This is a genomic window from Luteibacter sp. KNZ12-1A (assembly GCF_056755675.1).
Genome location: NZ_JBPGXU010000008.1, coordinates 23,002 through 47,777, shown reverse-complemented (window position 1 = coordinate 47,777; position 24,776 = coordinate 23,002). Strand labels below are relative to the sequence as shown.

Sequence of the window (24,776 nt, the reverse complement as noted above, 5' to 3'; positions counted from 1 at the left end):
CAAAAATCTCTCGCGGACTGGTGGGAGCCGACTTGTCGGCGATCCGGCGGCAGCCGGCCAGGTGATGGCTGGCACCTGATTGCTAAGTGTTGCTGACCCCGTGCGGCACGTGGCCGGTCGCCACATGGCGGCGGGCCGATTCCACGTTGGCCGGGGAATCGTCGAAGAAGATGTCCGCGCCGAAGGCTTCGAGGAAAGGTCCCTTGTCACGGCCGCCGAGGAAAAGCGCCTCGTCGATGCGCACGCCCCAGCGGCGCAGCGTGAGGATCACCCGTTTGTGCGCGGGCGCGGAGCGAGCGGTGACGAGAGCCGTGCGGATCGGCGAGGTTTCCGCCGGGAAAGCCGCCTGGAGCCGGTGCAGCGCGGCGAGAAACCCACGGAAAGGGCCGCCGGAAAGCGGCTCGGCCCAGCGCTCCGATTCGTTGAGATGGAAGGCCTCCAGCCCCTGCTCTTTTGAAACGCGCTCGCCCTCGTCACCGAAGATCACCGCGTCGCCATCGAAGGCGATGCGCAGTTGCTCGCTGGATCGCTGGGGCGCGGTCGATGGCAGGATCGTGGCCGCCGCCACGCCGGCGCGCAAGGCGCGCCCTACGTCCTCGGCGTTCGCGGAGAGGAACAGGTCCGCGCGAAACGGTGCGATGTAGTCCGAGGTCGGTGCGCCGCTGGTGAATGCCGCCCTCGATATGCCCAGCTTGTAGTGCTGGATCGCGTTGAAGATACGCAACCCGGTGTCGCCGGAATTGCGCGAGAGCAGGATCACCTCGACGGGTGGTACGTCGCCGGAAAGCGCATTGAGTCCGAGCAATTTCTGCACCAGCGGAAAGGCGACGCCCGGCTTGAGCAGGTCGTCCTCGTGCTCGATCTGGAAGGCGCGGTAGGCATCCAGCCCCTCGCGCTCGAACAGCTCATGGCTGTCCTCCATGTCGAACAGCGCCCGCGAGGAAATCGCGACGACCAGGCGGTTGTCGCGCACGGAGGATGCGGCGTGGGCGTTCTGCGTATCGTCGTGGGTGGTCATGGGCATGCTGTCCAGCGCGTTCCGGCTCCCATCCTAATGCACCCGACGCGCCAGGCCTACGGCGCGAACTGCTCGTCGAGGATGCGCTGCTGCAGGTTGTGTTCCGGGTCGAACAACAATCGCACCGCGTTCCGCCGCGATTGCCTGATCTCCACGCTGCGCACATCGCGCACCTCGTGGAAGTCCGCCGTGGCGCTGATCGGGCGCTTGTTCGGGTCGCGCGTGGCGAAGCCCACCCGGGTGGCATGGGGCAGGATCGCCCCCCGCCAGCGGCGCGGGCGGAACGGGCTGATCGGGGTGAGCGCGAGGACGTTGGCGTCCAGGGGCAGGATGGGACCGTGCGCGGACAGGTTGTAAGCGGTGGACCCGGCGGGCGTACACACGAGGATGCCGTCGCAGACCAGCTCGGCGAGTTTCACCTCGCCGTTGAGGCTGACTTGCAGGTGCGCGGCCTGGTTGGTCTGCCGCAGCAGGGCCACTTCATTGAAAGCCAAGGCGCGATGCTCCGCGCCATCGCAGCAGATGCTGTGCATCTCCAGGGGATGCAACACGGCCGGGTGGGCCTTTTCGATCCGCTCGGGCAGGTTGTCGACTTCGTGCTGGTTCATCAGGAAACCCAGCCGGCCCAGCTTCATGCCGTAGAACGGCACGCCGAGCGTGCGATGCGCATGCAAGGTGCGCAGCATGAAGCCGTCACCACCCAGCGACACGATGATATCGGCGTCCCCGGGCTCCACGCCCTTGTAACGGTCGATGAGCGCCGCACGGGCGCGTTGGGCGACTTCGGTTTCGCTGGCGACGAAGGCTAGGCGCATAAGGGAAGGCTTGGCGGATCCAGCCGGGAGCTTAGTCCTTAAGGCCGCCGGTCGGATAGGCCGGGAAGACGGTGGAGGTTTTCGCCAGCGGGTATCGCCGACAGGGTCGGCTCCCACCGGTGCAGTCGGCCCCCCGGTACCACCCGGCACTCGGGGTTGGCTCCAACGTCAGGATTGGCTCCAACCTCGGGATGGGCTCCCACCCAAGGGTCGTCGCCCACCAGGGCACGGGCCTTGGTGGGAGCCGACCCTGTCGGCGACACCCGGCCTCAGACCGGAATCTGCGCCAACTGCGCCAGGCGGCGGACGGCGACCGAGGCGATCGGATAATCCGCGTTCTGGGTGAGGATCTCCGCCAGCATCGCGCGGGTGTACTTGAGCGTGGCGTCGTCCCGCTCCAGCCATGCCTTGACCGGGCTGACATCCGTGCGATCGCCGGCGACAGCCAGGACCTGCAAGGCGAGCGCGCGGTGCTGGGCGTTGAGTTCATCCAGCAGCGATCCACGCGCCTGCGCATGCCATGCACCTTCCACCGGCAAGGCCTCGATCTGGCCACGCAACCACTCCAGGTCGAGTGCTTCGGCCAACTCGTAGAACACCTTGGCCACGGTCGCGATGTCCTTGCCGCTCTGCTTCGACACCTCGACCATGTCCAGGGCGGCACGCAACACCGGCACCCGGGCGAGACGAATGGATAGCTCGTTCGGCACGCCAAGGCCTTCCCACTTTTCCTGGCTGGCGGCGAAATCGCCGCGACCGGTATCGGTGAGCGCATCCGGCAACGCCTTGCGCAAGGTGGTGACCTCGCTCGCATAGCGATCGACGTTCGCCGCGATATCCAGCGAACCGCCCGGCCGGTTGAGCAGCCAGCGGGTGAGGTGGCGCAGCAACGACCATATCTGCAGGATGGCGTCGATCTGCGTGTCTTCCGCCACCGTGCCGTCCAGCGACTCGATCTCCGCCCACAGGTCGCGTGCGTCGAGGATTTCACGCGCCGCCGTATACGCCTTGGCGATGGAGGCCGGACCGTGTCCGGTGTCCTCCTGCATGCGCATCATGAACGTGGCGCCCATGCGGTTGATCGTCGAGTTGGTGACCGCCGTGGCGATGATCTCGCGTTTCAGGCGATGACGCTGCATGTGCTCGGCGTACTTCTCGTGCAGCGGCACGGGGAAGTAACGGACCAGTTCGCGCGACAGATACGGGTCTTCCGGCACGTCCGAATCCAGCAGTTGCTGGAACAGGCGGATCTTGTCGTACGAGAGCAACACCGACAGTTCCGGCCGGGTAAGGCCCTGGCCACGTTGCTTGCGCTCCGCCAGTTCGGCGGCCGTCGGCAGCGATTCGACCTGGCGGTCGAGCATGCCTTCGGCTTCCAGCGTGCTGATGAAGTGAGCCATCGAACCGAGGCGGCGCACCGACTGGTGCTCCATCACGGTGATCGCCTGGTTCTGCCGGTAGTTGTCCCACAGGACGAGGCGGGCGACCTCGTCGGTCATCTCCGCCAGTTGCTTGTTGCGGCCCTCGAAGCTCAGCTCGCCTCGCTGCACGGCGTCGTTCAGCAGGATCTTGATGTTCACCTCGTGATCGGAGGTGTCCACGCCGGCCGAATTGTCGATGAAATCGGTGTTCAGCAGCACGCCGGACTGCGCCGCTTCGATGCGGCCCTTCTGGGTCATGCCCAGGTTGCCGCCCTCGCCCACGATCTTGCAGCGCAGTTCGCTGCCGTTGACGCGCAGCGCGTTGTTGGCACGGTCGCCGACATCGGCATGCGTTTCGCTGGTGGCTTTCACGTAGGTGCCGATACCGCCGTTCCAGAGCAGGTCGACCGGTGCCTTGAGGATCGCCGAAAGCAGGTCGGTCGGCGCCATGTGCGTGGCGTCGGAACGGATGCCGAGCGCGGCGCGCGTTTCGGGCGACACCGGGATCGACTTGGCACTGCGCGGGTAAACGCCACCGCCGGCCGAGATCAGCGACTTGTCGTAGTCGTCCCACGAGGATCGCGGCAACGCGAACATGCGCTGGCGCTCGGCGAACGACTTCGCCGCGTCCGGGTTCGGGTCGAGGAAGATGTGGCGGTGATCGAACGCGGCGAGCAGTCGGATCTTCTCCGACAGGAGCATGCCGTTGCCGAAGACATCGCCGGACATGTCGCCCACGCCGACCACGCTGAATTCCTCGGTCTGGCAATCGCGGCCCAGCGCGCGGAAATGGCGCTTCACCGACTCCCAGGCGCCCTTGGCGGTGATGCCCATGCCCTTGTGGTCGTAACCGTTCGATCCGCCCGAGGCGAAGGCGTCGTCGAGCCAGAAGCCATGCTCGCTGGAGATCGCGTTGGCGATGTCCGAGAACGTCGCGGTGCCCTTGTCGGCGGCGACCACCAGGTACGGGTCGTCGTCGTCATGACGCACGACGTCGTGCGGCGGCACCACCTTGCCCTCGACCAGGTTGTCGGTGATGTCGAGCAGGCCGTTGATGAACATGCGGTAGCAGGCGATGCCCTCGGCCAGCTGTGCATCGCGATCGGCACCCACCGGCGGCCGCTTCACGAAGAAGCCACCCTTCGAGCCCACCGGCACGATGACGGTGTTCTTCACCATCTGCGCCTTGACCAGGCCGAGGACTTCGGTACGGAAGTCCTCGCGGCGATCGGACCAGCGCAGGCCGCCACGGGCGACGGAACCGAAGCGCAGGTGGATACCCTCCACGCGCGGCGCATAAACGAAGATCTCGCGGAACGGCACCGGCTTGGCCAGGTCCGGCACCTTGTGCGAATCGAACTTGAAGCTGATGTACGGGCGGAACGCGCCGTCCCAGGCCTGGAAGAAATTCGTGCGCAACGTCGCGTGGACCAGCGAGATGAAGCTGCGCAGGATGCGGTCTTCGTCGAGGCTGGACACGTTGTCGAGCAGCGCGTTGATCGCCTCTTCCACCGCCGTCACCTGCTCGGCGCGCGGGAGGCTGAGCGAAGCCACCAGGTTGCCGATGAGTCCAGGCTGCGCGGCGAGCGTTTCCGGGTCCATCAACGCATGCATCTCGTGCGAGAGCAGGCTCTCGGCACGCTCGCGCTCGGCACCGCCGAGGCTTTCCCGGCGAGGATCGAAGCGTGCGTTGAACAACTCGACGATGAGGCCGGCGATGGCCGGGTAACGGTTGAGCGCGTCTTCCATGTACGCCTGGGAGAACGCCACGCCCGTCTGCAGCAGGTACTTGCAGTAGCTGCGCAGCACGGCCACCTGGCGCCAGCCGAGCTTGGCGCCGAGGACGAGGCGGTTGAAGCCGTCGTTCTCGGCGTTGCCACGCCAGATCTGTTCGAAGGCGTCCTCGAAGATCGTGCCGACCTGCTCCACCTCGAAGGCGAGGCGGCCGACCGGCTGCACCTCGAAATCCTGGATGTAGAGCGAGCCATCCGCCTGCTTCACCTCGTACATATGCTCGGTGAGCACGCGCAGGCCGAGGTTCTCCAGCTGCGGCAGCACTTCGGAAAGGGCGATGTCGGAGCCGGAACGGTAGACCTTGAAACGCAGTTCCTCCGGCCGGTGCGGGGGGTGGTAGAACGACATGCTGATGGCGTCGGGACCGTCGAGGCCCGCCAGGGCACGTACGTCGGCGGCGGCGACCTGCGGCGATACCTCGTCGACGTAGCCGGCGGGCAGGCTCTTTCCGTAGCGATTGGCCAGGATGATGCCTTGCTGCTCACCGGCCGTCTCGATCAGCCGGTCGCGCAGTTCGTCGTACCAGTTGCGCGCGATCGAGACGATCTGCGCCTCGATCCCTGTCGCATCGTAGACCGGATGGTCGCCGATGCGCGGACGCACCACGACATGCAGGCGCACCAGGGCGGCTTCGCCCATCAGCACCGCGGAATCGACGTGCTCGCCATGGAACGCGTCGCGCAACACGTTCTCCACGCGCTCGCGCACGGAGGTATTGAAGCGGTCGCGCGGGATGTAGACCAGGCAGGAGAAGAACCGGCCGTAGCTGTCGCGGCGGATGAACAGGCGCGTGCGCGTGCGCTGGGCCAGTTCGAGCAGGCCCATCGAGAGGGCGTAGAGTTCGTCGGTACTGCACTGGAACAGTTCTTCCCGCGGCAGCGTGTCGAGGATGTGGCGCAAGGCCTTGCCCGAGTGCGAATCGCGCTTGAGCCCCGAGCGGTTCATCACCGCCTCGCACTTCTCGCGCACCAGCGGCACGTGCTGCGGATGGGCCATGTACGCGTTGGACGAGAACAGGCCCAGGAAACGTTGCTCGGCGACCGGCCGGCCCTTGTCGTCGAACTTGAGGACGCCGATGTAATCCATGTAGCCGGCGCGGTGCATGGGCGACCGCGCATTGGTCTTGGTCAGGATGATCGCGTCCGTCGAGCCGGAGCGCGGCAGTTCGCTGGCGACCAGGGTGCGTAGCGAACGCGGCGCGAGCGAACGCTCCGCGGCCCGCAGGATGCCAAGCCCCGACCCTTCGACGGTCTTGAGCACCTCGTCGCCCGCATCGGCCGACACTTCGTACTCGCGATAGCCCATAAAGGTGAAATGCTCGTCCGCCACCCAGCGCAGGAACTCGCTCGCCTCGCGGATTTCCTCGGCGGTATACGGCAACGCGCGCTGGCCGAGTTCGTCGGCGATCTGGATCATCTTGCCGCGCATCGCGCGCCAGTCGTCCACGGCCTCGCGGACATCGGACAAGGCGGTCTCGACGTTCGCCCTGAGGGTGTCCAGTTCGGTATCGTCGATGCGATCGATCTCGAAACGCATGATCGACTCGGTCTTCTCCCCCGTTCCCATCGACTGGAGGACACCGGCGGCCGAGCGCACCACGGGCACCACCGGGTGGATGATCGCGTGGATGTCGGCGTGAGCGGCGGCCACCATGGAGACGGTGTCGACCAGGAAGGGCATGTCGTCGGTGACGACCTCGACCACGGCGCGGCTACCGGAGACCCCGGGGTTGTACACCCTGACCTTGGCCTTGCCGGGCGTCCGCTCGCGGGCGAAGGCCAGAAGGTCGGCGATCAGCGCGGCCCAGCGGGCCGGCGCGTGCAGGCCATGGTCGGCGGGGGCGATCCGGTCGAAGAAGGCCTCGATAAAAAAGCGCGCCTCATCGAGGCGCTCCGCGGGGTGGTCGAGCTTTTTCAGTTCATCGAAGACAACGGCATGGAACGGGCCGTTTTCGGCAGCGCGAATCGCATTCATGGGCGGATTGTCGATGTGGGGAGTCGGAAAATCCGTGAAAGCATAGCTCCCACCGATGTCATGTAGCCACACCGGATGACATCGGCCGTTGCCGTTTTTTCACCGCGTTGCGGCATCCTCGTCGCCCCATTTCGAGAAAGCGGGCTTGCCGTGCACCCCGGTCGTTCCGTGCATCGCAACAATTCGGGCGCGAATGTGCGGGATGCCCGTTGACGCTGGGGAAAGGTAATTCTAAACTGGACGGTATAGTCCAGCAGGTATAGCTAATGTCGCACCTGGAGACCCGCCCGCCGTCGGACCATCAGCAGCGGGTGCTCCAGGCGGCGTGTTCGTTGTTCCTGCGCGATGGTTACCGCGTCAGCATGGGAGCCGTGGCACGCGAGGCGGGTGTGTCCAAGCAGACCGTGTATGCGCACTTCGATAATAAGGACAACCTGTTCCACGCCGCCGTCGAACAACTCGTCTTGCCCCTCCACGCGAGCCTTGCCCCTGAAAGCCGCGGCCTGGCCTACATGCTCCATGCCCTGGCCGAGGCGCACCAGACCTACGTGATGGACCATGCGCACGTGGCCCTGGGCCGCATGTTGATCGCGGAGGCGCCGCGCTTTCCGGCAGCGGCGAGGACGTTCTTCCGTACCGCGATCGACACGGTCGCGGTACGGCTCGCGCGCTGCATGGCCGAGGCGATGGACCACGGCCACATGCGCCGCGAGGACCCGGACGTCGCCGCGGAGTTGTTCCTGTCCATGTTGCACGGGCTTGAAGGGGATCGTCGCCTCTTCGGGGTCCGCGCAAGAGGCCGAAAGGCACAGGACGACTGGGCCAGGCACGCGGTAACAGTATTTATGCACGCGTACGACATCCTGCCGGATGAGCCGGCGCGAACGAACAAGAAACCTGGAAAAGGAACGGAGTTCTCATGAATCCCCTGCCCCTGCGCTCGTCCCTGCTGGCCCTCGGCCTCGCCGCGGCGCTTGCCGCCTGCCACAAGCAGGAAGCTCCCCAGCAGCCGCCTCCGCCGGAAGTCGGCGTCATCACCGCCCAGCCCCAGGACACTCCGCTGGTCCAGGACCAGGTGGGCCGCGTCTCGGCCTTCCGCACCGCCGATGTGCGCGCACGCGTGCCCGGCATCCTCCTGCACCGCCTCTATGAGGAAGGCACGGACGTCAAGGCCGGGCAGAAGCTGTTCCAGATCGATCCGCAGCCGCTCAAGGCCGAGCTGGACTCGCAGCTCGCCGTGCTCGCCTCCGCCCGCGCCACGGCGGTCAACGCCAAGGCCCAGGCCGATCGCGCCCGCGGCCTGATCGGCAAGAACTACGTGTCCCGCCAGGACCTCGACACGGCGGAAGCCAACGAGCGCACGGCGCTCGCTTCGGTGAAGCAGGCCGAGGCCAACGTCCAGACCGCCCGGATCAACCTCGGCTTCACCGACGTGGTCTCGCCGATCGATGGTCGCGCCGGCCAGCAGCAGGTGACCGAAGGCGCCCTCGTCGGCCAGAGCGACACCACCCTGCTCACCCAGGTGGACGAGATCGACAAGGTGTACGTGAACTTCAGCATGTCGGTGGCGGACCTCGACACCATGCGCCGTGCCGCCGCCAATGGCGCCGCCACGCTCTCGCCCACGGACAAGGCCACCGTGCGCATCCAGCTGCCCGACGGCTCCGACTTCGGTGAACAGGGCGTGCTCGACTTCTCCTCGGCCACGGTGAATCCGCAGACCGGCACGGTGAACCTCCGCGCGCAGCTCGCCAACACCGACCTGCGCCTGCTGCCGGGGCAGTTCGTGACGGTGAAGGCCACCCTCGGCGACCTGCACAACGTGTTCCTGGTGCCCCAGGCCGCCGTGTTGCGCGACACGAACGACGCCTACGTCATGGTCGTGGGCGAAGGCCACGCGAAGGATCCGCAGACCGGCAAGGACATCACCGTGCCCTCGGCCGCCGTGCGCCGTCCGGTCAAGACCGACCGTCTCAGCGGCACCAACTGGGTGGTCACCGGCGGTCTCAAGCCTGGCGACCAGATCATTGTCCAGGGCCTGCCGAAGGCGCGGGACAACGCTCCGGTGAAGGCATCGCCCGCGCAGGCAACCCCGGCTCCGGCCGAGGGCGGTCCCGCCGCGGCCGCCCCCGCCGGCAAGCAGTAAGGGAGTTCTCTCATGCCGAGTTTCTTCATCGACCGTCCCATCTTCGCGTGGGTCGTGGCGATCCTGATCAGCCTTTGCGGCACGATCGCCCTGCTGAACATGGGCATCGAGTCGTATCCGAACATCGCCCCGCCACAGGTCGTCGTCACGGCGACCTATCCGGGTGCGAGCGCGGACACGACCGAAAAGACCGTGACCCAGGTGATCGAGCAGCAGCTGACGGGTATCGACCACCTGCTCTACTTCAGTTCCGCCTCGAGCTCCAGCGGCACGGCTACCGTGACGCTGACCTTCGAGACCGGCACCGATCCCGATATCGCCCAGGTGCAGGTGCAGAACAAGGTGTCGCTCGCGACGCCGCGCCTGCCGTCGGAAGTGACCCAGCAGGGCGTCGTGGTGGCCAAGTCCAACCCCGACTTCCTGATGTTCATCGCGCTGACATCGACCAACCCGGCCATCGACGGCAACCGCCTGACCGACATCGTCTCCTCGCAGGTGCTCGACCAGATCGCCCGCATCCCGGGCGTGGGCAGCACGCGCCAGCTGGGTTCCGAGTACGGCATGCGCGTCTGGCTGAACCCGGACAAGCTGCGTGGCTACGGCCTTTCGGCCAGCGACCTGCGTAACGCGCTCAGCACGCAGAACGTGCAGTTCGCCGCCGGCTCGATCGGTACCGACCCGGCCGTGAACGGCCAGGGCTTCAGCGCCACGGTCTCGGCGGAAGGGCGCTTCACCACGCCCCAGGAATTCGCGGACATCATCCTGCGCGCCAACAACGACGGTACCGTCGTGCGCCTGAAGGACGTCGCCCGCGTGGAGCTGGGCCCGCAGACCTACGGCTTCAACGCGCAGTGGAACGGAACGTCCACCGGTTCGTTCGGCGTGCAGCTGCTGCCCGGTGCCAACGCGCTGGACGTGGCCAATGCCGTGCGCGCCAAGATGGACGAGCTGTCCCGCAGCTTCCCCGAAGGCGTGACCTGGTTCGCTCCGTACGACACGACCAAGTTCGTGACGATCTCGATCGAGGAAGTGGTGCACACCCTCGTCGAAGCGGTGATCCTGGTCTTCCTCGTGATGCTGCTGTTCCTGCAGAACTTCCGCGCCACGATCATCCCGACCCTGGTCATCCCGGTGGCCTTGCTCGGCACCTTCCTGGGCCTGTCGCCGCTCGGTTTCACGGTGAACCAGCTGACCCTGTTCGGCATGGTGCTGGCGATCGGTATCGTGGTGGACGACGCGATCGTCGTGATCGAGAACGTCGAACGCATCATGTCCGAGGAAGGCTTGCCGCCGAAGGAAGCCACTCGCAAGGCGATGGGCCAGATCACCGGCGCCGTCGTCGCGATCACCGTGGTGCTGGCGGCCGTGTTCGTGCCTTCGGCCCTGCAGCCGGGTGCATCGGGCATCATCTACAAGCAGTTCGCGCTGACCATCGCGGTGTCGATGGGCTTCTCGGCCTTCCTCGCCCTGTCGTTCACGCCGGCGCTGTGCGCCACGATCCTCCGGCACGAACACGGCGAGAAGAAGAAGAACGTCGTCTATCGCAAGTTCAACCAGGTGTTCGACTGGGTGCAGCACACCTACTCCGGCCATATCGGCGGTGCGGTGCGCCACGCTCCCCGCTGGATGATGGTGTTCGTGCTGATCGCCGTCCTGTGCGGTTTCCTGTTCACCCGCCTGCCGACCAGCTTCGTGCCGGACGAGGACCAGGGCTACGCACTGGCCATCGTGCAGCTGCCGCCGGGCTCCAGCCTGGCGCGCACCGAGAAGGTGATGAGCGACATGCGCGGCATCCTGCTCAAGGATGTCTCCGTCGACGGTATCTTCCAGATCTCGGGCTTCAGCTTCGTGGGCCAGGGCGAGAACGTCGGCATGACCTTCATCCGCCTGAAGGACTGGGACAAGCGTGACCTCACGGCCACCGAGTTCATCCAGCAAGCGAACGGCAAGATGCAGGCCGTGCGCGACGCCACGATCTTCGTCGTCAACCTGCCGACGATCCGCGGACTCTCGCAGTTCGGCGGTATCGACATGTACCTGCAGGCGCGTGCCGGCCAGTCCCGCGACGAACTGACCCAGGCCCGCAACATGCTGCTCGGCGCGGCGGCGCAGAACACCGCCCTGGTGGGCGTGCGTCCGAATACGCTCGAGGACGCGCCGCTGCTTCAGTTGCAGGTGGACCGCACGCAGGCGCAGACGATGGGCCTCTCGGTCAGCGACATCTATACGGCGATCCAGCTCACGCTGGCCCCGGTGTATGTCAACGACTTCTCCTACGGCGGACGCGTGAAGCGCGTGATGCTGCAGGCGGACGCGCCCTACCGCATGGGCACCGACGCTTTCCAGCACATCTTCACGCCCAGCACTCTGGCTACGTCCTCGACCGGCACGAGCACTTCGTCGACGGTCGCCAGTGCCTCCACGGCGCTGGACAACGCCATGATCCCGCTGTCCAGCGTGGTCAGTTCGAAGTGGACGATGGCCGCGCCGACGCTCAACCGCTACAACGGCTATTCCGCGGTGGAAATCGTCGGTAACCAGGCGCCGGGGTACTCGACCGGCCAGGCGATGGCCATCGTCGAAGGCATCGTCAACGACAAGCTGCCCAAGGGCTTCGGCTACGACTGGACGGGCCAGTCGTACCAGGAAATCCTATCCGGCAACTCGTCGACGTTGCTGTTGGCGCTATCGGTCGTGATCGTGTTCCTCTGCCTCGCCGCGTTGTACGAGAGCTGGTCGATCCCGGTCTCCGTGCTGCTGGTGGTGCCGCTGGGCATCCTCGGCACCGTGGTCTTCTCGATGCTGCGTGGCCTGCCGAACGACATCTACTTCAAGATCGGCATGATCACCGTCATCGGCCTGGCGGCGAAGAACGCGATCCTGATCGTGGAATTCGCGGTGGAACAGCAACAGGACGGCAAGACGCTGCGCGAAGGCGTGATCGAGGCCGCGCGACTGCGACTCCGCCCCATCCTGATGACCTCGCTGGCCTTCATCCTCGGCGTGTTCCCACTCGCGATCTCCACCGGCGCGGGCGCCAACTCCCGCCACGCGATCGGCACGGGCGTCATCGGCGGCATGCTGTTCGCCACCTTCCTCGGCCTGCTGCTGATCCCGGTGTTCTACGTCAGCGTCCGCCGCATGCTGGGCGACAAGCTGGACGAGGTGTCCGGCAAGATGCCCCACCACGGCGGCGATCCGGACGGACACGGTCCCCACGGCGGAAGCCCCTCGCCCAACGTCGGGCCTCACGCCCCGAACGTAGGCGACGTCACCGCCTTCGACTCGGACCCGCGACGCGGAACCGACCGTCCGTAACAAGAGAAGCCCGGCGAAAGCCGGGCTTTTTCTTTGCACTCCCGGTGGGAGCCGACCTGTCGGCGATCCCGCGGCGACGGGCCGGCGTGGGGCAGAGCCGTCGGCCGCCACCCTCGTCGCACACAACGAGCGCGAGGGCGAAGCCGAGCCGTCCCCGAACGAATCCCAGCGATGCGCGAACACCGCCCCCATGGACGGTTTCAGGAAATGGCGGGAATGCGGATAAGCTGCGTGGACGGCAACACCCGCCCCATCAGGAGTTCCAGATGATCGATCACACCGGCGTCACCGTCAGCGACTTCGAGCGCAGCAAGGCGTTCTACCAGAAGGCATTGGGTGCGATCGGCTACGAGTTGCTGGCGATCTTCCCAGCGTCCGTCACCGGCCGCACCGACGTGGCCGGCTTCGGCGAGGGCGGCAAGCCCGACTTCTGGATCTACAAAGGTGAGCCGAACCAGCCGCCCGTGCATGTCGCCTTCCGCGTCGCGTCGACACAGCTGGTGCGTGCGTTCCACGAGGCAGCGCTCGCCGCCGGCGGCCGGGACAATGGTCCGCCGGGACCGCGCTCGCACTATCACGCGGGATATTACGGCGGTTTCGTGCTCGACCCGGACGGCCATAACATCGAGGCGGTCTTTCACTCCGCCTGAGCCGTCCATCCCTGGACGACGGAGACCGGGCGTTAACGCAACCCGGTTTCGGCGCGCGCGATCACGAGGCGCTGGATCTCGCTGGTGCCTTCGTAGATCTCGGTGATCTTCGCGTCGCGGAAGTAGCGCTCCAGCGGCATTTCCTTCGAGTAACCCATCCCACCGTGAATCTGCACGGCCTGGTGGGTGATCCACATCGCGGCCTCGGAGGCGACCAGCTTGGCCATCGAGGCCTCGGTGCCGAAGCGACCGCCGTTCTTATCCGTCTGCGCCTTGGTCCACGCCGCGCGCAGCGTCAGCAGCAGGGCCGCGTCGAGCTTGCACTTCATGTCGGCGATCTTGGCCTGGGTCATCTGGAACGTGCCGATCGGGTGGCCGAAGGCCTTGCGGTCGCGCGACCACTGCAAGGTGGCCTCATAAGCGGCACGCGCGATGCCCACGGCCTGCGACGCGATACCGATGCGGCCGGCGTCAAGCACGCCCATGGCGATCGCGAAGCCCTTGCCCTCTTCGCCCAGCATGTCTTCCTTCGGGCACACGTAATCGTGGAATTCGATCTCGCAGGTGGCCGACGCGCGGATGCCGAGCTTCGGCTCGGTCTTGCCGGCGAGGAATCCCTCGCGCGCGGTATCGATGATGAAGGCGGAGACACCGCGCGCGCCGATCCCCGGCGTGGTCACGGCGAACAAGACGATGTAGCGGGCGACGGGGCCGGAGGTGATCCAGCTCTTCTTGCCGTTGATGACCCAGTCACCGTCGGCGTTCTTCACCGCGCGGGTGTGCATGTTCGAGGCGTCCGAACCCGACTGCGGCTCGGTGAGCGCATAGGCGCCGATGGCTTCGCCCGAAGCGATGGCGCGCACGTACTTCTGCTTCTGCTCTTCGGTACCGTTCTTCAGGATGCCGTTGCAGAACAGGGAATTGTTCACCGACATGATCGTGGAGGTGGCCGCGTCGGCCGCGGCGATCTCGACCATGGCCAGTACGTAGGAGACCGGGTCCATACCCGCGCCACCGTAGGCTTCCGGCACCTCGATGCCCATCAGGCCCAGTTGGCCCATTTCCTGGATGTTCTCGAGCGGAAATTCGCCCTTGGCATCCAGTTCGGCGGCCACGGGGGCGATCCGCTTCTGCGCGAAATCGCGGGCGATGGACTGGATCGACAGCTGGTCGTCGGTAAAGCGGAAATCCATGGTGTTCCTCGCGCCGGCCTGACGGGCGGCAAAGTCTTGGGTGGAGACAAGCCCACCATTGTAACGGTCGTTCGAGTCGGTGCCTCCGTGCACTGCAACATGGCCTTGACGCCCGGGCGCACTGGCCGCATCCTAGGTATCTCTGTATCGCGATATAAGGATGTTGGATGGACCTGTCGACGGCCTCCACGGTGCTTCGGCTCCTGGCCGATCCCACCCGCGTCCGCCTGCTCGCCCTGCTGGATCGCGAGGAACTGACGGTCGCCGAACTGGCGGCCGTGCTGCACCTCGCCCAGCCTCGCGTGTCGACGCACCTGGCGAAGCTGAAAGAGGCGGAACTGGTACGCGATCGGCGGGCCGGCGTATCCGCCTATTATCGCGCCAACGCCGAGGCGGACCCCACCCTCGCCGCCCTGGTGGCGTCCCTGCGCGACACCTTGAGCGACGCCCTGCTGCGCGAAGACGCGGAACGCCTGCCCACGGTACTGGCCCAGCGCGCCCGCGCCGAAGGCTGGGCGGACACGGTGGCCGGCGACATGGAGCGGCATTACTCACCCGGACGCACGTGGGAAACACTGGCCCGGTCGCTGTTGCAGTTGCTCGCCACGGGCGACGTGCTCGACATCGCCTCGGGCGATGGCGTCACCGCCGAATTGCTGGCCCCGCATGCGCATTCCATCGTCTGCATCGACAGCTCCGAGCGCGTCGTCGAAGCGGCGCGCCAACGCCTGTCAAGCTTCACCAACGTGGACGTGCGCACCGGCGACATGCACGCGCTGGACCTGGGCGGCCGGCAGTTCGATCTTGTCCTGCTGTTGCACGCCCTCACCTATTCCGAGCAGCCGCAACAGGTCTTCGCCGAGGTGGCCCGGGTGTTGAAGCCGGGCGGACGCCTGCTCGTTTCCACGCTCGGCGAACACGACCACCGCGCCGTCGTCGAGCCCTTCGACCACCGCAACCTCGGTTTCACCTGCGACGGCCTCACGGCCATGGCGCGGAAGGCCGGGCTGGACGTGGTCAGCTGCGAGCGCCTGAGCCGCGAGCGTCGCGCCCCGCATTTCGAAGTCATCAGTCTTCTCGCGCGCAAGCCCTGAGCGGAGACATATCCCATGAAGAACCTTCCCTGGCTCCATCCCGATCGCGTCGCCCTGATCCAGAAGGGCCTCGCCGAGCGCATCATGATCCTCGACGGCGGCATGGGCACCATGCTCCAGGGGCACCAGCTGGACGAATCCGGCTATCGCGGCGAACGGTTCGCCGGCGGCAACGACAGCACGCACGAACACGGCCACGACCACCCCGGCGAGTGCGACCTGAAGGGCAACAACGACCTGCTCCTGCTGACCCAGCCGGACATCATCCGCGGCGTGCACATGGCGTACCTCGAAGCCGGCGCGGATTTCGTCGAGACGAACACCTTCAACGCCACGCGCGTCAGCCAGGCCGATTACCACCTCGAGCATCTCGTGCCCGAACTGAATCGCGAAGGCGCTCGCATCGCCCGCGAGGCCTGCGACGAGATGACCCGGCGCACGCCGGACAAGCCGCGTTTCGTCATCGGTGTCCTCGGGCCCACGAGCCGCACCGCTTCGATCTCACCCGACGTGAACGATCCGGGCTTCCGCAACGTGACGTTCGAGGAACTGACGGCGAACTATGTCGAAGCCGCGCGTGCCCTGATCGAGGGCGGCGCGGATACGATCATGGTCGAGACGATCTTCGACACGCTCAACGCCAAGGCCGCGCTGTTCGCGCTGAGCGAGCTGTTCAACGAACTCGGTGCGCGCGTGCCCGTGATGATCTCGGGCACGATCACCGATCGCTCCGGGCGCACGCTCTCGGGCCAGACCGCCGAGGCGTTCTTCTATTCCGTGGAACACATCCAGCCGCTGTCGGTAGGCCTGAACTGCGCGCTCGGCGCCGACGACCTGCGGCCGCACGTGCAGATGCTCGCGCGCATCGCCGGCAGCGCCGTCAGCACGCACCCGAACGCGGGACTGCCGAACGCCTTCGGCGAATACGACGAGACCCCGGAAAGCATGGCCGCGACCATCCGTGGCTTCGCCGCCGACGGCCTCATCAACATCGTAGGCGGCTGCTGCGGCACCACGCCCGCGCATATCGCGGCGATCGCCGCCGCCGTGGCGCCCTACCCGCCTCGCGTTCCCAAGGACACCGCACAAGCCGCATGAGCATTCGATACACGCGCCTGTCCGGCCTAGAGCCGCTGGTCCTCACGCCGGACCTCAACTTCATCAACGTCGGCGAACGTACCAACGTCACCGGCTCGGCCCAGTTCCGCAAGCTGATCAAGGAGGGCCGCTACGAGGAAGCCGTGGACGTGGCCCGCCAACAGGTGGAGAACGGTGCGCAGATCCTCGACGTGAACATGGACGAGGGCCTGATCGATTCCGAGGCGGCGATGACCCGCTTCATCAACCTGATCTCCTCCGAGCCCGACATCGCGCGCGTGCCGATCATGGTGGATTCCTCGAAGTGGAGCGTGATCGAGGCCGGCCTGCGTTGCATGCAGGGCAAGGGCATCGTCAATTCCATCTCGATGAAGGAAGGCGAAGCCGCCTTCCTCGACCATGCACGCAAGGTCCGCCAGTACGGTGCCGCCGTGGTCGTGATGGCCTTCGACGAGGCCGGCCAGGCCGACACCAAGCAGCGCAAGATCGAGATCTGTTCACGCGCCCACGAACTGCTGGTGAACGAGCTGGGCTTCCCCCCGGAAGACATCATCTTCGATCCCAACATCTTCGCCATCGCCACCGGCATCGAGGAACACAACAACTACGCGGTGGATTTCATCGAGGCGACGCGCGAACTGAAGAAGCGCTTCCCCTCGTCGCATGTGTCCGGCGGAGTCTCCAACGTATCGTTCTCGTTCCGTGGCAACAATCCGGTGCGCGAAGCGATCCACTCGGTGTTCCTCTACCACGCGATCGCCGCGGGCATGGACATGGGCATCGTCAACGCCGGTGCGCTGGCGATCTACGACGACCTGCCCGAGGAACTACGCGAACGCGTCGAAGACGTGGTACTGAACCGCCGCCCGGACGGGACCGAACGCCTGCTCGAGATCGCCGACCGCTACAAGGGCGGCAAGGGCGAGGTGGCGGTTGAAACCGCCGCATGGCGCGACAAGCCTGTCGCCGAACGGTTGACCCATGCGCTCGTGCACGGCATCGACCAGTTCGTGGTGGAGGATACGGAAGAGGCGCGCCTGGTCGCCCGGCGCCCGCTCGATGTGATCGAGGGGCCGCTGATGGCCGGCATGAACGTGGTGGGCGACCTGTTCGGCGCCGGCAAGATGTTCCTGCCCCAGGTGGTGAAATCCGCCCGGGTGATGAAGAAGGCCGTCGCGCACCTGATTCCCTATATCGAGGAAGAGAAGCTGCGTTCCGGCGACGCCGGCAAGAACAACGGCAAGATCGTGCTCGCGACGGTCAAGGGCGACGTCCACGACATCGGCAAGAACATCGTCGGCGTGGTGCTCCAGTGCAACAACTTCGAGGTGATCGACCTCGGCGTGATGGTGCCGACCCAGAAGATCCTGGACATCGCGCGCGCCGAGAACGCCGACATCATCGGCCTCTCCGGCCTGATCACGCCTTCGCTGGAAGAAATGAGCCAGGTCGCCCGCGAGATGGAGCGGCAGGATTTCCGCGTGCCGCTGATGATCGGCGGCGCGACCACCTCGCGCGCGCATACAGCGTTGCGCATCGAGCCGCATTACAAGTCGCCCACCGTGTGGGTGAAGGACGCCTCGCGAGCCGTCGGCGTCGCGCAGTCGCTGGTCAGCAAGGACCTCGTCGACGAGTTCATGACCAAGGTGCGCGCCGAGTACGCGGAGGTGCGCGATCGCCACAAGAGCCGCGGCGCGGGCAAGCAACTGGTGCCCCTGTCGAAGGCCCGCGCCCAGCGCTACACGGGCGACTGGCAGGCCTATACGCCGCCCACGCCACGCGTGCCCGGCGTCACCGTGTTCGACGACTACGACCTTGCCGAACTGCGCGGCTATATCGACTGGTCGCCGTTCTTCAACGCGTGGGAACTGGCCGGCAAGTTCCCGGCCATCCTCGACGACGAGATCGTCGGGCCGCAGGCCACCGAGCTCTACAACGATGCGCAGGCGATGCTCGACAAGCTCATCGCCGGGAAGTGGCTTACGGCCAAGGGCGTGATCGGCTTCTGGCCCGCCGCGCAGTCGGGCGACGATATCGAGGTTTACGCCGAGGCGGGCACCGGCAAGCGCAAGGCGGTGACCACCCTGCACCACTTGCGCCAGCAGGTGGATAAACCGGCCGATCGTCCGGACTTCTGCCTGTCGGATTTCGTCGCGCCGAAGGACAGTGGTGTACAGGACTGGATCGGCGGTTTCGCCGTGACCGCGGGCATCGGCATCGACGAGCACGTGGCCCGCTTCGAGGCGGTGCACGACGACTACTCCTCGATCCTGCTCAAGGCCCTGGCCGACCGTCTGGCGGAAGCCTTCGCCGAACGCATGCACGAGCGCGTGCGCAAGGAGTTCTGGGGTTACCAGCCCGACGAGGCCTTGGACAACGACGCCCTTGTCGCGGAGCGGTATCGCGGCATCCGCCCGGCCCCGGGCTATCCCGCGTGCCCGGAACATTCCGAGAAGCGGACCTTGTTCGACCTGCTGCAGGCCACCGAACACACGTCGATCCAGCTCACCGACAGCTTCGCCATGTACCCCACGGCCGCCGTATCCGGCTGGTATTTCTCCCACCCCGACAGCCAGTACTTCGTGGTCGGCAGGGTCAGCCGCGAACAGGTCGAGGACTACGCCCGGCGCAAGGGCTGGGAACGCCGCGAAGCCGAACGCTGGCTAGCCCCCTACCTCGACTACGACCCTGACTGAAGACGGCTCCCACCTTCGGGTGGGAAGCCGCTAGTGAGAAGTCACTGGTGGGATGCAACTGGTAGGAAGCCCCCGGTGGGAAGCCGCTTAAGCGGCGATCGGGTGCTCGCCAAACCGTCACCCAACCCCAGCCCTCAAGTCTCCTCCGGCCCACCTGGCTTTACCGTCTCCCCCCGCTCGCGATGCTTCAGGTGCGCGAACACGTTGTAGAACGACACGATCATCGGAAAGGCCGTCTGGATGATGCCCACCGAATCGTTCTTGCCCCAGATGAAATAGGCGAGCGTCAGCACGCTGCCGCTGACCGACAGGTACCAGAAGGACATGGGCACGGTGACCTTCTTGTTCTTCCGGGTCGCATAAAACTGGACGAACCAGCGCGCGGTGAAGAGCAACGTGCCCAGGAGACCGATGATCTTCCAGGGCGTGAGGGTCAACAGGTGGAGATCGGCGAGGGCTTCGTGCATGGCGGTGTCCGCTGGGTGAGCCGGCGCATTTTAGCCCCGGGAACCATGGTGTGACCCAAAAGAAAACCCGGCGCGTGGCCGGGTCTTCAGGATTCGATGGTGGGCGGTACAAGGATCGAACTTGTGACACCTGCCGTGTGAAGGCAGTGCTCTACCGCTGAGCTAACCGCCCATCGAGCGCGGGATTCTACGTAGAATCCGCCAGACCGTCAAGGTCGGGTCAGGGGAAACAGGATGAGGTCAGGGGCAAGGGTGTCACCGTGATCGCACCGGAAGCACGCAGGGTCAACAGCGAGCCCTGCCTGCCCTCTTCATTCGTGCCGACCTGGCTGACCGGGTCGCCTGGCTTACGCGCACACGCCACGAAGTTCAGCGTGGTACGGCCTGTACTGGTCACGAATTCACCGGTCTGGTTGAAGGTGAAGATCGAGCCGTCCGTCCCGCGCAGGGACACGCCCCGGATCTGCGGCGTGTAGCGAAGAATGTCCATGTTCTTCTCGCCGGTGACGAAGGCCTGGTTCGCACCATCCGCAGTTACGTCGTAGGAATACACGATCCAACCAGCGTCGTAGTCGAAGGGATCGGATGTCGCCTCCTGGCATTCCGTGCCCGTGGTGCTGCGGCAGATCGATACGAAACGGTGCTGGCTCGCCGCCTGCCCACGCGCGAACTGCATGTCCGCCGAGAGGGAATTGATCGCATTGGCGATGTCGCCCCGGCTCATCACCGAACGGAAGCTGGGTATCGCTACCGCCGCCAGGATGGCCAGGACGAAAATGGTCACCATCAGCTCGATCAGGGAAAGCCCGGCTGGTCGCTCCCTCACCCCGGTTGTACCAACCGTCAGCGCGCGCATCACCAGCAACGCCCGTTGGTGTTTCTCGTCGTGTCCGTCGACGCCGGCAATTTCGTTCCGGTGGAGTCGATGCTCAGCGAACCGCAGACGTCCTCGCTCTGGTCTCCTTGCGGAACGGCCGTCGCTGTATAGGTCTTGGTCAGATCGTCGGAGTTGATGGTGACCTTGTAGTACCCCTTCTCCGATGTGGCGCTGCCGAGCTTGAGATCGCCCGTCACCGGGTCATCGCCGTAGTGGTTGAACGTGGCGTAGTAGCGTTCCTGCGCGTTGGCGACGCGCATGAGCAACTCCTGGCCATCCGCCCGGCGTGCACGGTAGGCGTAACGGCCATACTGGGTGATCGCGATCGTCGCCAGGATGGCCATGACGACGACCACGATCATCAGTTCGAGGAGGGTGAAGCCACGTACGGGGCGAAGCTTACTGGTCATTGAGGATTCTCCAGGAACGACGACGCCAGATGGGAGAGCCTACCGAGAATGCGGTGGATGTACCCTTCAGCGTGACCCCAGGAACGAGGGTGGTGCCGCCACCGATGAGGGTCGCCGCGGCGAGGCTGCCCGTCGCGGGTGGATTGTCGACGCGCGCACCGGCGAGCGAGTAACCGGCGCCAAAGGAACCGGTGCCGACGACGCCCGCACCCGGCCCGCCCGTCGCCGCGTCAACGACCATCAACGCACCGGCACGACCGGGGTTGCATGGGTCGGGGCTGGTCGGGATCAGCGTGGTGATGATCGCTCGGTTGGTATTGAACAACGCCGTGGGCGTGACGACGACACGCTCGCCCGCGGACACGTCGAGGTCGAAGTACCACCCTCCCGTGCTGCCCGCGACCGCGTTGCTGGTCAAGCCACGGTTGAAGCTCGCGTCTTCGACCAGGTCTTGCGCGACCAGATTCGAGCGGGTCCACGGCAGGCCGGTCGTATTGCCCAGGCCCGGATCGCGTATACCGTAGACGGATTGGGTCTTCGCACCCGTCGTGGTGCGGTCGTCGTCGCCCAGGAACTTGCCCGTGCCGAACACGACCATGAAGTATTGCGAGTTCGGGTCGGGGAACAGTCGCGGCATCACGGTGATCGGCTGGTCGCCGGGAACCGTGTTCGCAGGGCTGCCGCTGGTCGGACGATAGATGAGGTCGACCGTACCCGTGCTGATGTCACGCAGGTCGAAACGCCACAGGTTTCCCGCGAGATCGCCCGCGAAGGCGACATCGTCGACCTGGTCGTTGTCGTAGTCGCCCAGCACCGGAGATGCCAGTCCGAAGCTGGTGACGGCGCTGCCGCCATAGGTCGTCGGCGTCTGAAACTCCTTCAACACCGCACCCGTCTGCGCATCCAGGACGAAGAGCGAACTGAACTTGTTCGATGCCGCGGTGGCGTTGTAGGCCGGATCGAGGCTATCGGTCGGGAAATAACCGCCTGGCACCAGCACGACCCACTTACCGCTCTTCAGGCGGCCGATATTGGGCTGGCCAAAGGTATAACCCAGGTTCGCACCGCCCACCGAGTCGGAATTGAATTCCCAGAGTACCTTGCCCGCCACGGCGGTGGCACTGGCACCCGTGGGATCGGTGATGTCCAGCGCATAGATGCCACGGCCGCCATAACGAAGGCCACCCACGAGGATGGTGTGCCAACCGATCGTCGATGTGGGGCGGGCCTGGCTGAAGTAGACGTCCCGATAGATCGGCGTGGCGTCCACCGTCGGCTGGTAGCTGAAATTGTTCTTCCTCGAGAAGTACCAGAGCTTCTGGTAGGAAGCGGAGGGCACGTAGGCCCACTGCTCCCGCCCGGGCGAGGATCCGCTCTGTGCGGCCAGGCGTGCGTCGAAAGCATGCAACATGCCGTCGTTCGCGGCCGCATAGAGTATCGGTTGACGATCGAGGTGATCGGCGACGAACTGTGAATAGCTCTTCTTCGGATCACTCGTGTAGGCAGCCGTTTCGGGCGCCGGGGTGCTGGCATCGATGGGGGGGAAGAAGTCGCGATATCCACTCGAGGGATAGCTTACGTACACAGGCTGCGCGTTGACGATCGCGCCCAGCAACGAGGTGCGCGTGCGCAGCAGGGTGCCTTCATCGGTGCGGACACCACGGACCCAGTTGACGCGCTTCTCGCCGTTGGTGTCGCTGATCACATTGGCGGGAATCGGGTCGGGCTGGGCGATGTTCATGATCGCCTTCTGTGCCGCCGTCATGTTGGCGTACAGGTACTCGACGCCCTTCCCTTCGCCCGGGCCGGCGCTGGTCACGATGATGCGTGAGTCCGTGCGATCGGTGAGCGCCTTGCCTGCTTCCCATAGCAGGCTTCCACGGCCACCGCTGGATGTCACGGCATAAGCCTCGAGCTTGCCCGACCAGTCGGTCGACGAGAAGCTGGGAACATAGGTCACCGCATCCGTGCTGATCACACCGGAGCTCAAGGCTGCGGAAACCGCGCTCGATGTCGTGGCAAGCACCGACTTGATGATGTTCACCAGGCTGTTGACCAGGGTTGTCGGGTCGGATGCGTTGAAGAAACCGCCACGGCTGTTCACCGCACCGTGCCATGTGTCGTCGACGGCCTGTGGGGAATTGTTGACTGGCCGGGGCCACGCTTTCGTGCCTGCCTTAAGCGCGGTGAGGTCATTCGGAAAATCGAGGGAACCGGCAACGCCCAGCGTCACGTAGAACTGCGAGACGTGCTGCCATGTAGCGGGGTCATTGGAAGGATTCCAGTAGACATCCACGTTCTTGGTGGGAGCATCCGGATCCACCACGGACGACGACGTCAGGTCCGGCAAGTACGGCTTGACTCCGTCCTTCAGCTTGGGCTGGAGATCGGTCGCCCAGAAATACCAGGCGATATTCGCCATGGACGAGGTGTAGACGGTACCGGAAACGTTGCCGTATATCTTCGACACGGTGTCGCTGGTCGAATAGGCCGTCTTGTCGGGCAGCGTCTGGTTGACCTGGCTGGTATTGGTGGACCCCATGGCCGGGGCGCCGTCGGCACTTGCCGCCGGAAGCGTGGGATCGGTCTCGTTCCAGTAACCATCCGTCACCAGCATGTGGAAATTTCTGCGGCAGACCAGATCGGCGCTGTCGTTGCCGGAAAGACCGTTCCAGTAGGGATCGTTCGCGTCCTTGGTCAGTCCGGCGCGAAAGATGTTCGACGCACGGATGGTCGCCGCGCGCGCGGGTGTGTCATTGCCGCCGACGACCTGGAAAATCCAGTCGAAGAAACTCTGGCGCACCGTCGACGTGAGGTCGCCGATGTCCTGCAAGTTCGCCGTCGCACCGAAACGCACCGAAAGATCCGTGGTGGTGGTGGAAGTCGGATTCTTCATGTTCTGCCAGGCGATGCGGATCGAATTGCCGATCTTTGCGAAGGCCTGCGACATGGTCGTACGCGTCATCATGTTGCGCGTGCGGTAATAGGCGAACCAGTTCGCGAAATCCTGGTATTTACTGGATGGAACGGCCACCGCTTCCCAGTTGGCGGAGTTGTAGAGCACGCTGGTGTCGACCGTTCCATCGGATTTCTTGATATTGGCCGTGCTCTTGAGGCGCCAATAGTAGGGACCGCCGATCGGTTTCAGGCCGTTGGGATCGGTATAGGTACCGTTGAAAGGACTGGTGGCGTTGGGTGTGCAGCGCCAGCGGTTATCGGTGACGTTGCCTTTCTTATCCGTCACGACCACGCCGAGCAAGTTGGCCTGGCGGCCATCGAACGCATCGCCCTGGCTGTTACCATTGTTCCGGTAAGCGGCTGCGGACGTTGCCTGCTTATTGATGCGGCGATTGACATCGATACCATTCATCCACACGGAGGCCAATGTCGCGTCCGCATTCGGGAACGCTGTGCCATCGGCCCGCACGGGCGGCGTATACGAAATGTTCGGATTGAAATAGACACCGTTCATCGCCTCCGAACGGAGATCCGTCTTGTCGGTGATACGAGGATCGATGACACCCGCGCAGACCCAGGGCATGTAGTAGCCCGTGTTGCCGCTTACCGTGTCCTGCCACGACTTGTTGTCGAACGGCCGGTTGTCGCCCATGTAGAAACTCTGCATCGACCCGGAATCGTCGAAGGTCACGGCGACATTGGGCGCCACGGATGTCGTGAGATCGGGCGGAATGGCGCCAAGATTGGTACTGTCTGCACTGGCCAATCCAGGCAGGCCCCCGAGCATCGTCAGGACCAGCACGGTAGTGGCCGAAAGCAGGCGGTGGGATGCGCTCATGACGATATC

Annotated in this window: 15 protein-coding genes and 1 tRNA gene; 7 read left to right on the top strand and 9 right to left on the bottom strand. The window is 65.3% G+C overall.

What is annotated here, in order from left to right; all coding sequences use genetic code 11:
* Positions 1 to 82: 82 nt before the first annotated feature.
* The 3 genes from ACR9ZJ_RS03610 to ACR9ZJ_RS03600 form a co-directional block, all read right to left on the bottom strand.
* Positions 83 to 1,018, bottom strand: coding sequence for a 5'-nucleotidase (locus ACR9ZJ_RS03610; RefSeq protein WP_481286898.1), 936 nt, complete (start codon positions 1,016 to 1,018; stop codon positions 83 to 85).
* A gap of 56 nt (positions 1,019 to 1,074) precedes the next feature.
* The gene (locus ACR9ZJ_RS03605) at positions 1,075 to 1,833 is read right to left on the bottom strand and encodes an NAD kinase (RefSeq protein ID WP_481281058.1); all 759 of its coding nucleotides are present in this window, start codon (positions 1,831 to 1,833) and stop codon (positions 1,075 to 1,077) included.
* 269 nt (positions 1,834 to 2,102) lie between these two features.
* Positions 2,103 to 7,022, bottom strand: coding sequence for an NAD-glutamate dehydrogenase (locus ACR9ZJ_RS03600; protein ID WP_481286897.1), 4,920 nt, complete (start codon positions 7,020 to 7,022; stop codon positions 2,103 to 2,105).
* Positions 7,023 to 7,288: 266 nt separating this feature from the next.
* Between ACR9ZJ_RS03600 and ACR9ZJ_RS03595 the strand changes: the two genes are divergently transcribed.
* From ACR9ZJ_RS03595 to ACR9ZJ_RS03580, 4 genes are all read left to right on the top strand, one after another.
* Complete coding sequence (locus tag ACR9ZJ_RS03595) at positions 7,289 to 7,945, top strand: TetR/AcrR family transcriptional regulator (RefSeq protein ID WP_371022035.1); 657 nt, start codon at positions 7,289 to 7,291, stop codon at positions 7,943 to 7,945.
* Complete coding sequence (locus ACR9ZJ_RS03590) at positions 7,942 to 9,168, top strand: efflux RND transporter periplasmic adaptor subunit (RefSeq protein ID WP_481281061.1); 1,227 nt, start codon at positions 7,942 to 7,944, stop codon at positions 9,166 to 9,168. The genes ACR9ZJ_RS03595 and ACR9ZJ_RS03590 overlap by 4 nt, the downstream gene beginning before the upstream one ends.
* A 12-nt stretch (positions 9,169 to 9,180) precedes the next feature.
* A complete protein-coding gene (locus ACR9ZJ_RS03585) occupies positions 9,181 to 12,486 on the top strand; it encodes a multidrug efflux RND transporter permease subunit (RefSeq protein ID WP_481286896.1) in 3,306 nt (1,101 codons plus the stop codon).
* A gap of 266 nt (positions 12,487 to 12,752) precedes the next feature.
* Positions 12,753 to 13,136 (top strand): VOC family protein, encoded by a 384-nt coding sequence (locus ACR9ZJ_RS03580; protein ID WP_426287165.1) that lies wholly within the window; start codon positions 12,753 to 12,755, stop codon positions 13,134 to 13,136.
* A 32-nt stretch (positions 13,137 to 13,168) separates the two neighbouring features.
* Here the strand turns inward: ACR9ZJ_RS03580 and ACR9ZJ_RS03575 are convergent, their stop codons facing one another.
* Positions 13,169 to 14,329, bottom strand: a complete 1,161-nt coding sequence (locus ACR9ZJ_RS03575; protein ID WP_481286895.1) for an acyl-CoA dehydrogenase family protein — start codon at positions 14,327 to 14,329, stop codon at positions 13,169 to 13,171.
* Between the two features lie 167 nt (positions 14,330 to 14,496).
* On the opposite strand from ACR9ZJ_RS03575, the gene ACR9ZJ_RS03570 reads away from it, so the two are divergent.
* The 3 genes from ACR9ZJ_RS03570 to metH are packed head-to-tail and all read left to right on the top strand — an operon-like array spanning position 14,497 to position 19,217.
* Positions 14,497 to 15,423 (top strand): ArsR/SmtB family transcription factor, encoded by a 927-nt coding sequence (locus ACR9ZJ_RS03570; protein WP_481281064.1) that lies wholly within the window; start codon positions 14,497 to 14,499, stop codon positions 15,421 to 15,423.
* Positions 15,424 to 15,438: 15 nt separating this feature from the next.
* Complete coding sequence (locus tag ACR9ZJ_RS03565; RefSeq protein ID WP_481286894.1) at positions 15,439 to 16,521, top strand: homocysteine S-methyltransferase family protein; 1,083 nt, start codon at positions 15,439 to 15,441, stop codon at positions 16,519 to 16,521.
* Positions 16,518 to 19,217 (top strand): methionine synthase, encoded by a 2,700-nt coding sequence (gene metH / locus ACR9ZJ_RS03560; protein WP_481286893.1) that lies wholly within the window; start codon positions 16,518 to 16,520, stop codon positions 19,215 to 19,217. Before ACR9ZJ_RS03565 ends, metH begins: the two co-directional genes overlap by 4 nt.
* 134 nt (positions 19,218 to 19,351) lie before the next feature.
* Here the strand turns inward: metH and ACR9ZJ_RS03555 are convergent, their stop codons facing one another.
* The 5 genes from ACR9ZJ_RS03555 to ACR9ZJ_RS03535 form a co-directional block, all read right to left on the bottom strand.
* Positions 19,352 to 19,684 (bottom strand): lipid-A-disaccharide synthase N-terminal domain-containing protein, encoded by a 333-nt coding sequence (locus tag ACR9ZJ_RS03555; protein WP_371022045.1) that lies wholly within the window; start codon positions 19,682 to 19,684, stop codon positions 19,352 to 19,354.
* Positions 19,685 to 19,781: 97 nt separating this feature from the next.
* A tRNA-Val gene (locus tag ACR9ZJ_RS03550) sits at positions 19,782 to 19,856 on the bottom strand.
* 48 nt (positions 19,857 to 19,904) lie between these two features.
* Positions 19,905 to 20,540 carry a GspH/FimT family pseudopilin gene (locus ACR9ZJ_RS03545; protein ID WP_481286892.1) on the bottom strand — a complete coding sequence of 212 codons (636 nt, stop codon included), beginning with the start codon at positions 20,538 to 20,540 and terminating at the stop codon, positions 19,905 to 19,907.
* The gene (locus tag ACR9ZJ_RS03540) at positions 20,540 to 20,971 is read right to left on the bottom strand and encodes a type IV pilin protein (RefSeq protein ID WP_481281069.1); all 432 of its coding nucleotides are present in this window, start codon (positions 20,969 to 20,971) and stop codon (positions 20,540 to 20,542) included. The genes ACR9ZJ_RS03545 and ACR9ZJ_RS03540 overlap by 1 nt, the downstream gene beginning before the upstream one ends.
* Positions 20,961 to 24,767, bottom strand: a complete 3,807-nt coding sequence (locus ACR9ZJ_RS03535) for a pilus assembly protein (protein WP_481286891.1) — start codon at positions 24,765 to 24,767, stop codon at positions 20,961 to 20,963. The genes ACR9ZJ_RS03540 and ACR9ZJ_RS03535 overlap by 11 nt, the downstream gene beginning before the upstream one ends.
* Between the last annotated feature and the right edge of the window lie 9 nt (positions 24,768 to 24,776).

Excerpts from the sequence above, each read along its gene's own strand:
- ACR9ZJ_RS03610 (WP_481286898.1), bottom strand. The coding sequence starts at position 1,018 with ATGACCACCCACGACGATACGCAGAACGCCCACGCCGCATCCTCCGTG.
- ACR9ZJ_RS03585 (WP_481286896.1), top strand. The coding sequence starts at position 9,181 with ATGCCGAGTTTCTTCATCGACCGTCCCATCTTCGCGTGGGTCGTGGCG.
- ACR9ZJ_RS03580 (WP_426287165.1), top strand. The coding sequence starts at position 12,753 with ATGATCGATCACACCGGCGTCACCGTCAGCGACTTCGAGCGCAGCAAG.
- ACR9ZJ_RS03575 (WP_481286895.1), bottom strand. The coding sequence starts at position 14,329 with ATGGATTTCCGCTTTACCGACGACCAGCTGTCGATCCAGTCCATCGCC.
- ACR9ZJ_RS03535 (WP_481286891.1), bottom strand. The coding sequence starts at position 24,767 with ATGAGCGCATCCCACCGCCTGCTTTCGGCCACTACCGTGCTGGTCCTG.
- ACR9ZJ_RS03590 (WP_481281061.1), top strand. The coding sequence starts at position 7,942 with ATGAATCCCCTGCCCCTGCGCTCGTCCCTGCTGGCCCTCGGCCTCGCC.
- ACR9ZJ_RS03605 (WP_481281058.1), bottom strand. The coding sequence starts at position 1,833 with ATGCGCCTAGCCTTCGTCGCCAGCGAAACCGAAGTCGCCCAACGCGCC.
- ACR9ZJ_RS03555 (WP_371022045.1), bottom strand. The coding sequence starts at position 19,684 with ATGCACGAAGCCCTCGCCGATCTCCACCTGTTGACCCTCACGCCCTGG.
- metH (WP_481286893.1), top strand. The coding sequence starts at position 16,518 with ATGAGCATTCGATACACGCGCCTGTCCGGCCTAGAGCCGCTGGTCCTC.
- ACR9ZJ_RS03545 (WP_481286892.1), bottom strand. The coding sequence starts at position 20,540 with ATGCGCGCGCTGACGGTTGGTACAACCGGGGTGAGGGAGCGACCAGCC.
- ACR9ZJ_RS03600 (WP_481286897.1), bottom strand. The coding sequence starts at position 7,022 with ATGAATGCGATTCGCGCTGCCGAAAACGGCCCGTTCCATGCCGTTGTC.
- ACR9ZJ_RS03540 (WP_481281069.1), bottom strand. The coding sequence starts at position 20,971 with ATGACCAGTAAGCTTCGCCCCGTACGTGGCTTCACCCTCCTCGAACTG.
- ACR9ZJ_RS03570 (WP_481281064.1), top strand. The coding sequence starts at position 14,497 with ATGGACCTGTCGACGGCCTCCACGGTGCTTCGGCTCCTGGCCGATCCC.
- ACR9ZJ_RS03595 (WP_371022035.1), top strand. The coding sequence starts at position 7,289 with ATGTCGCACCTGGAGACCCGCCCGCCGTCGGACCATCAGCAGCGGGTG.
- ACR9ZJ_RS03565 (WP_481286894.1), top strand. The coding sequence starts at position 15,439 with ATGAAGAACCTTCCCTGGCTCCATCCCGATCGCGTCGCCCTGATCCAG.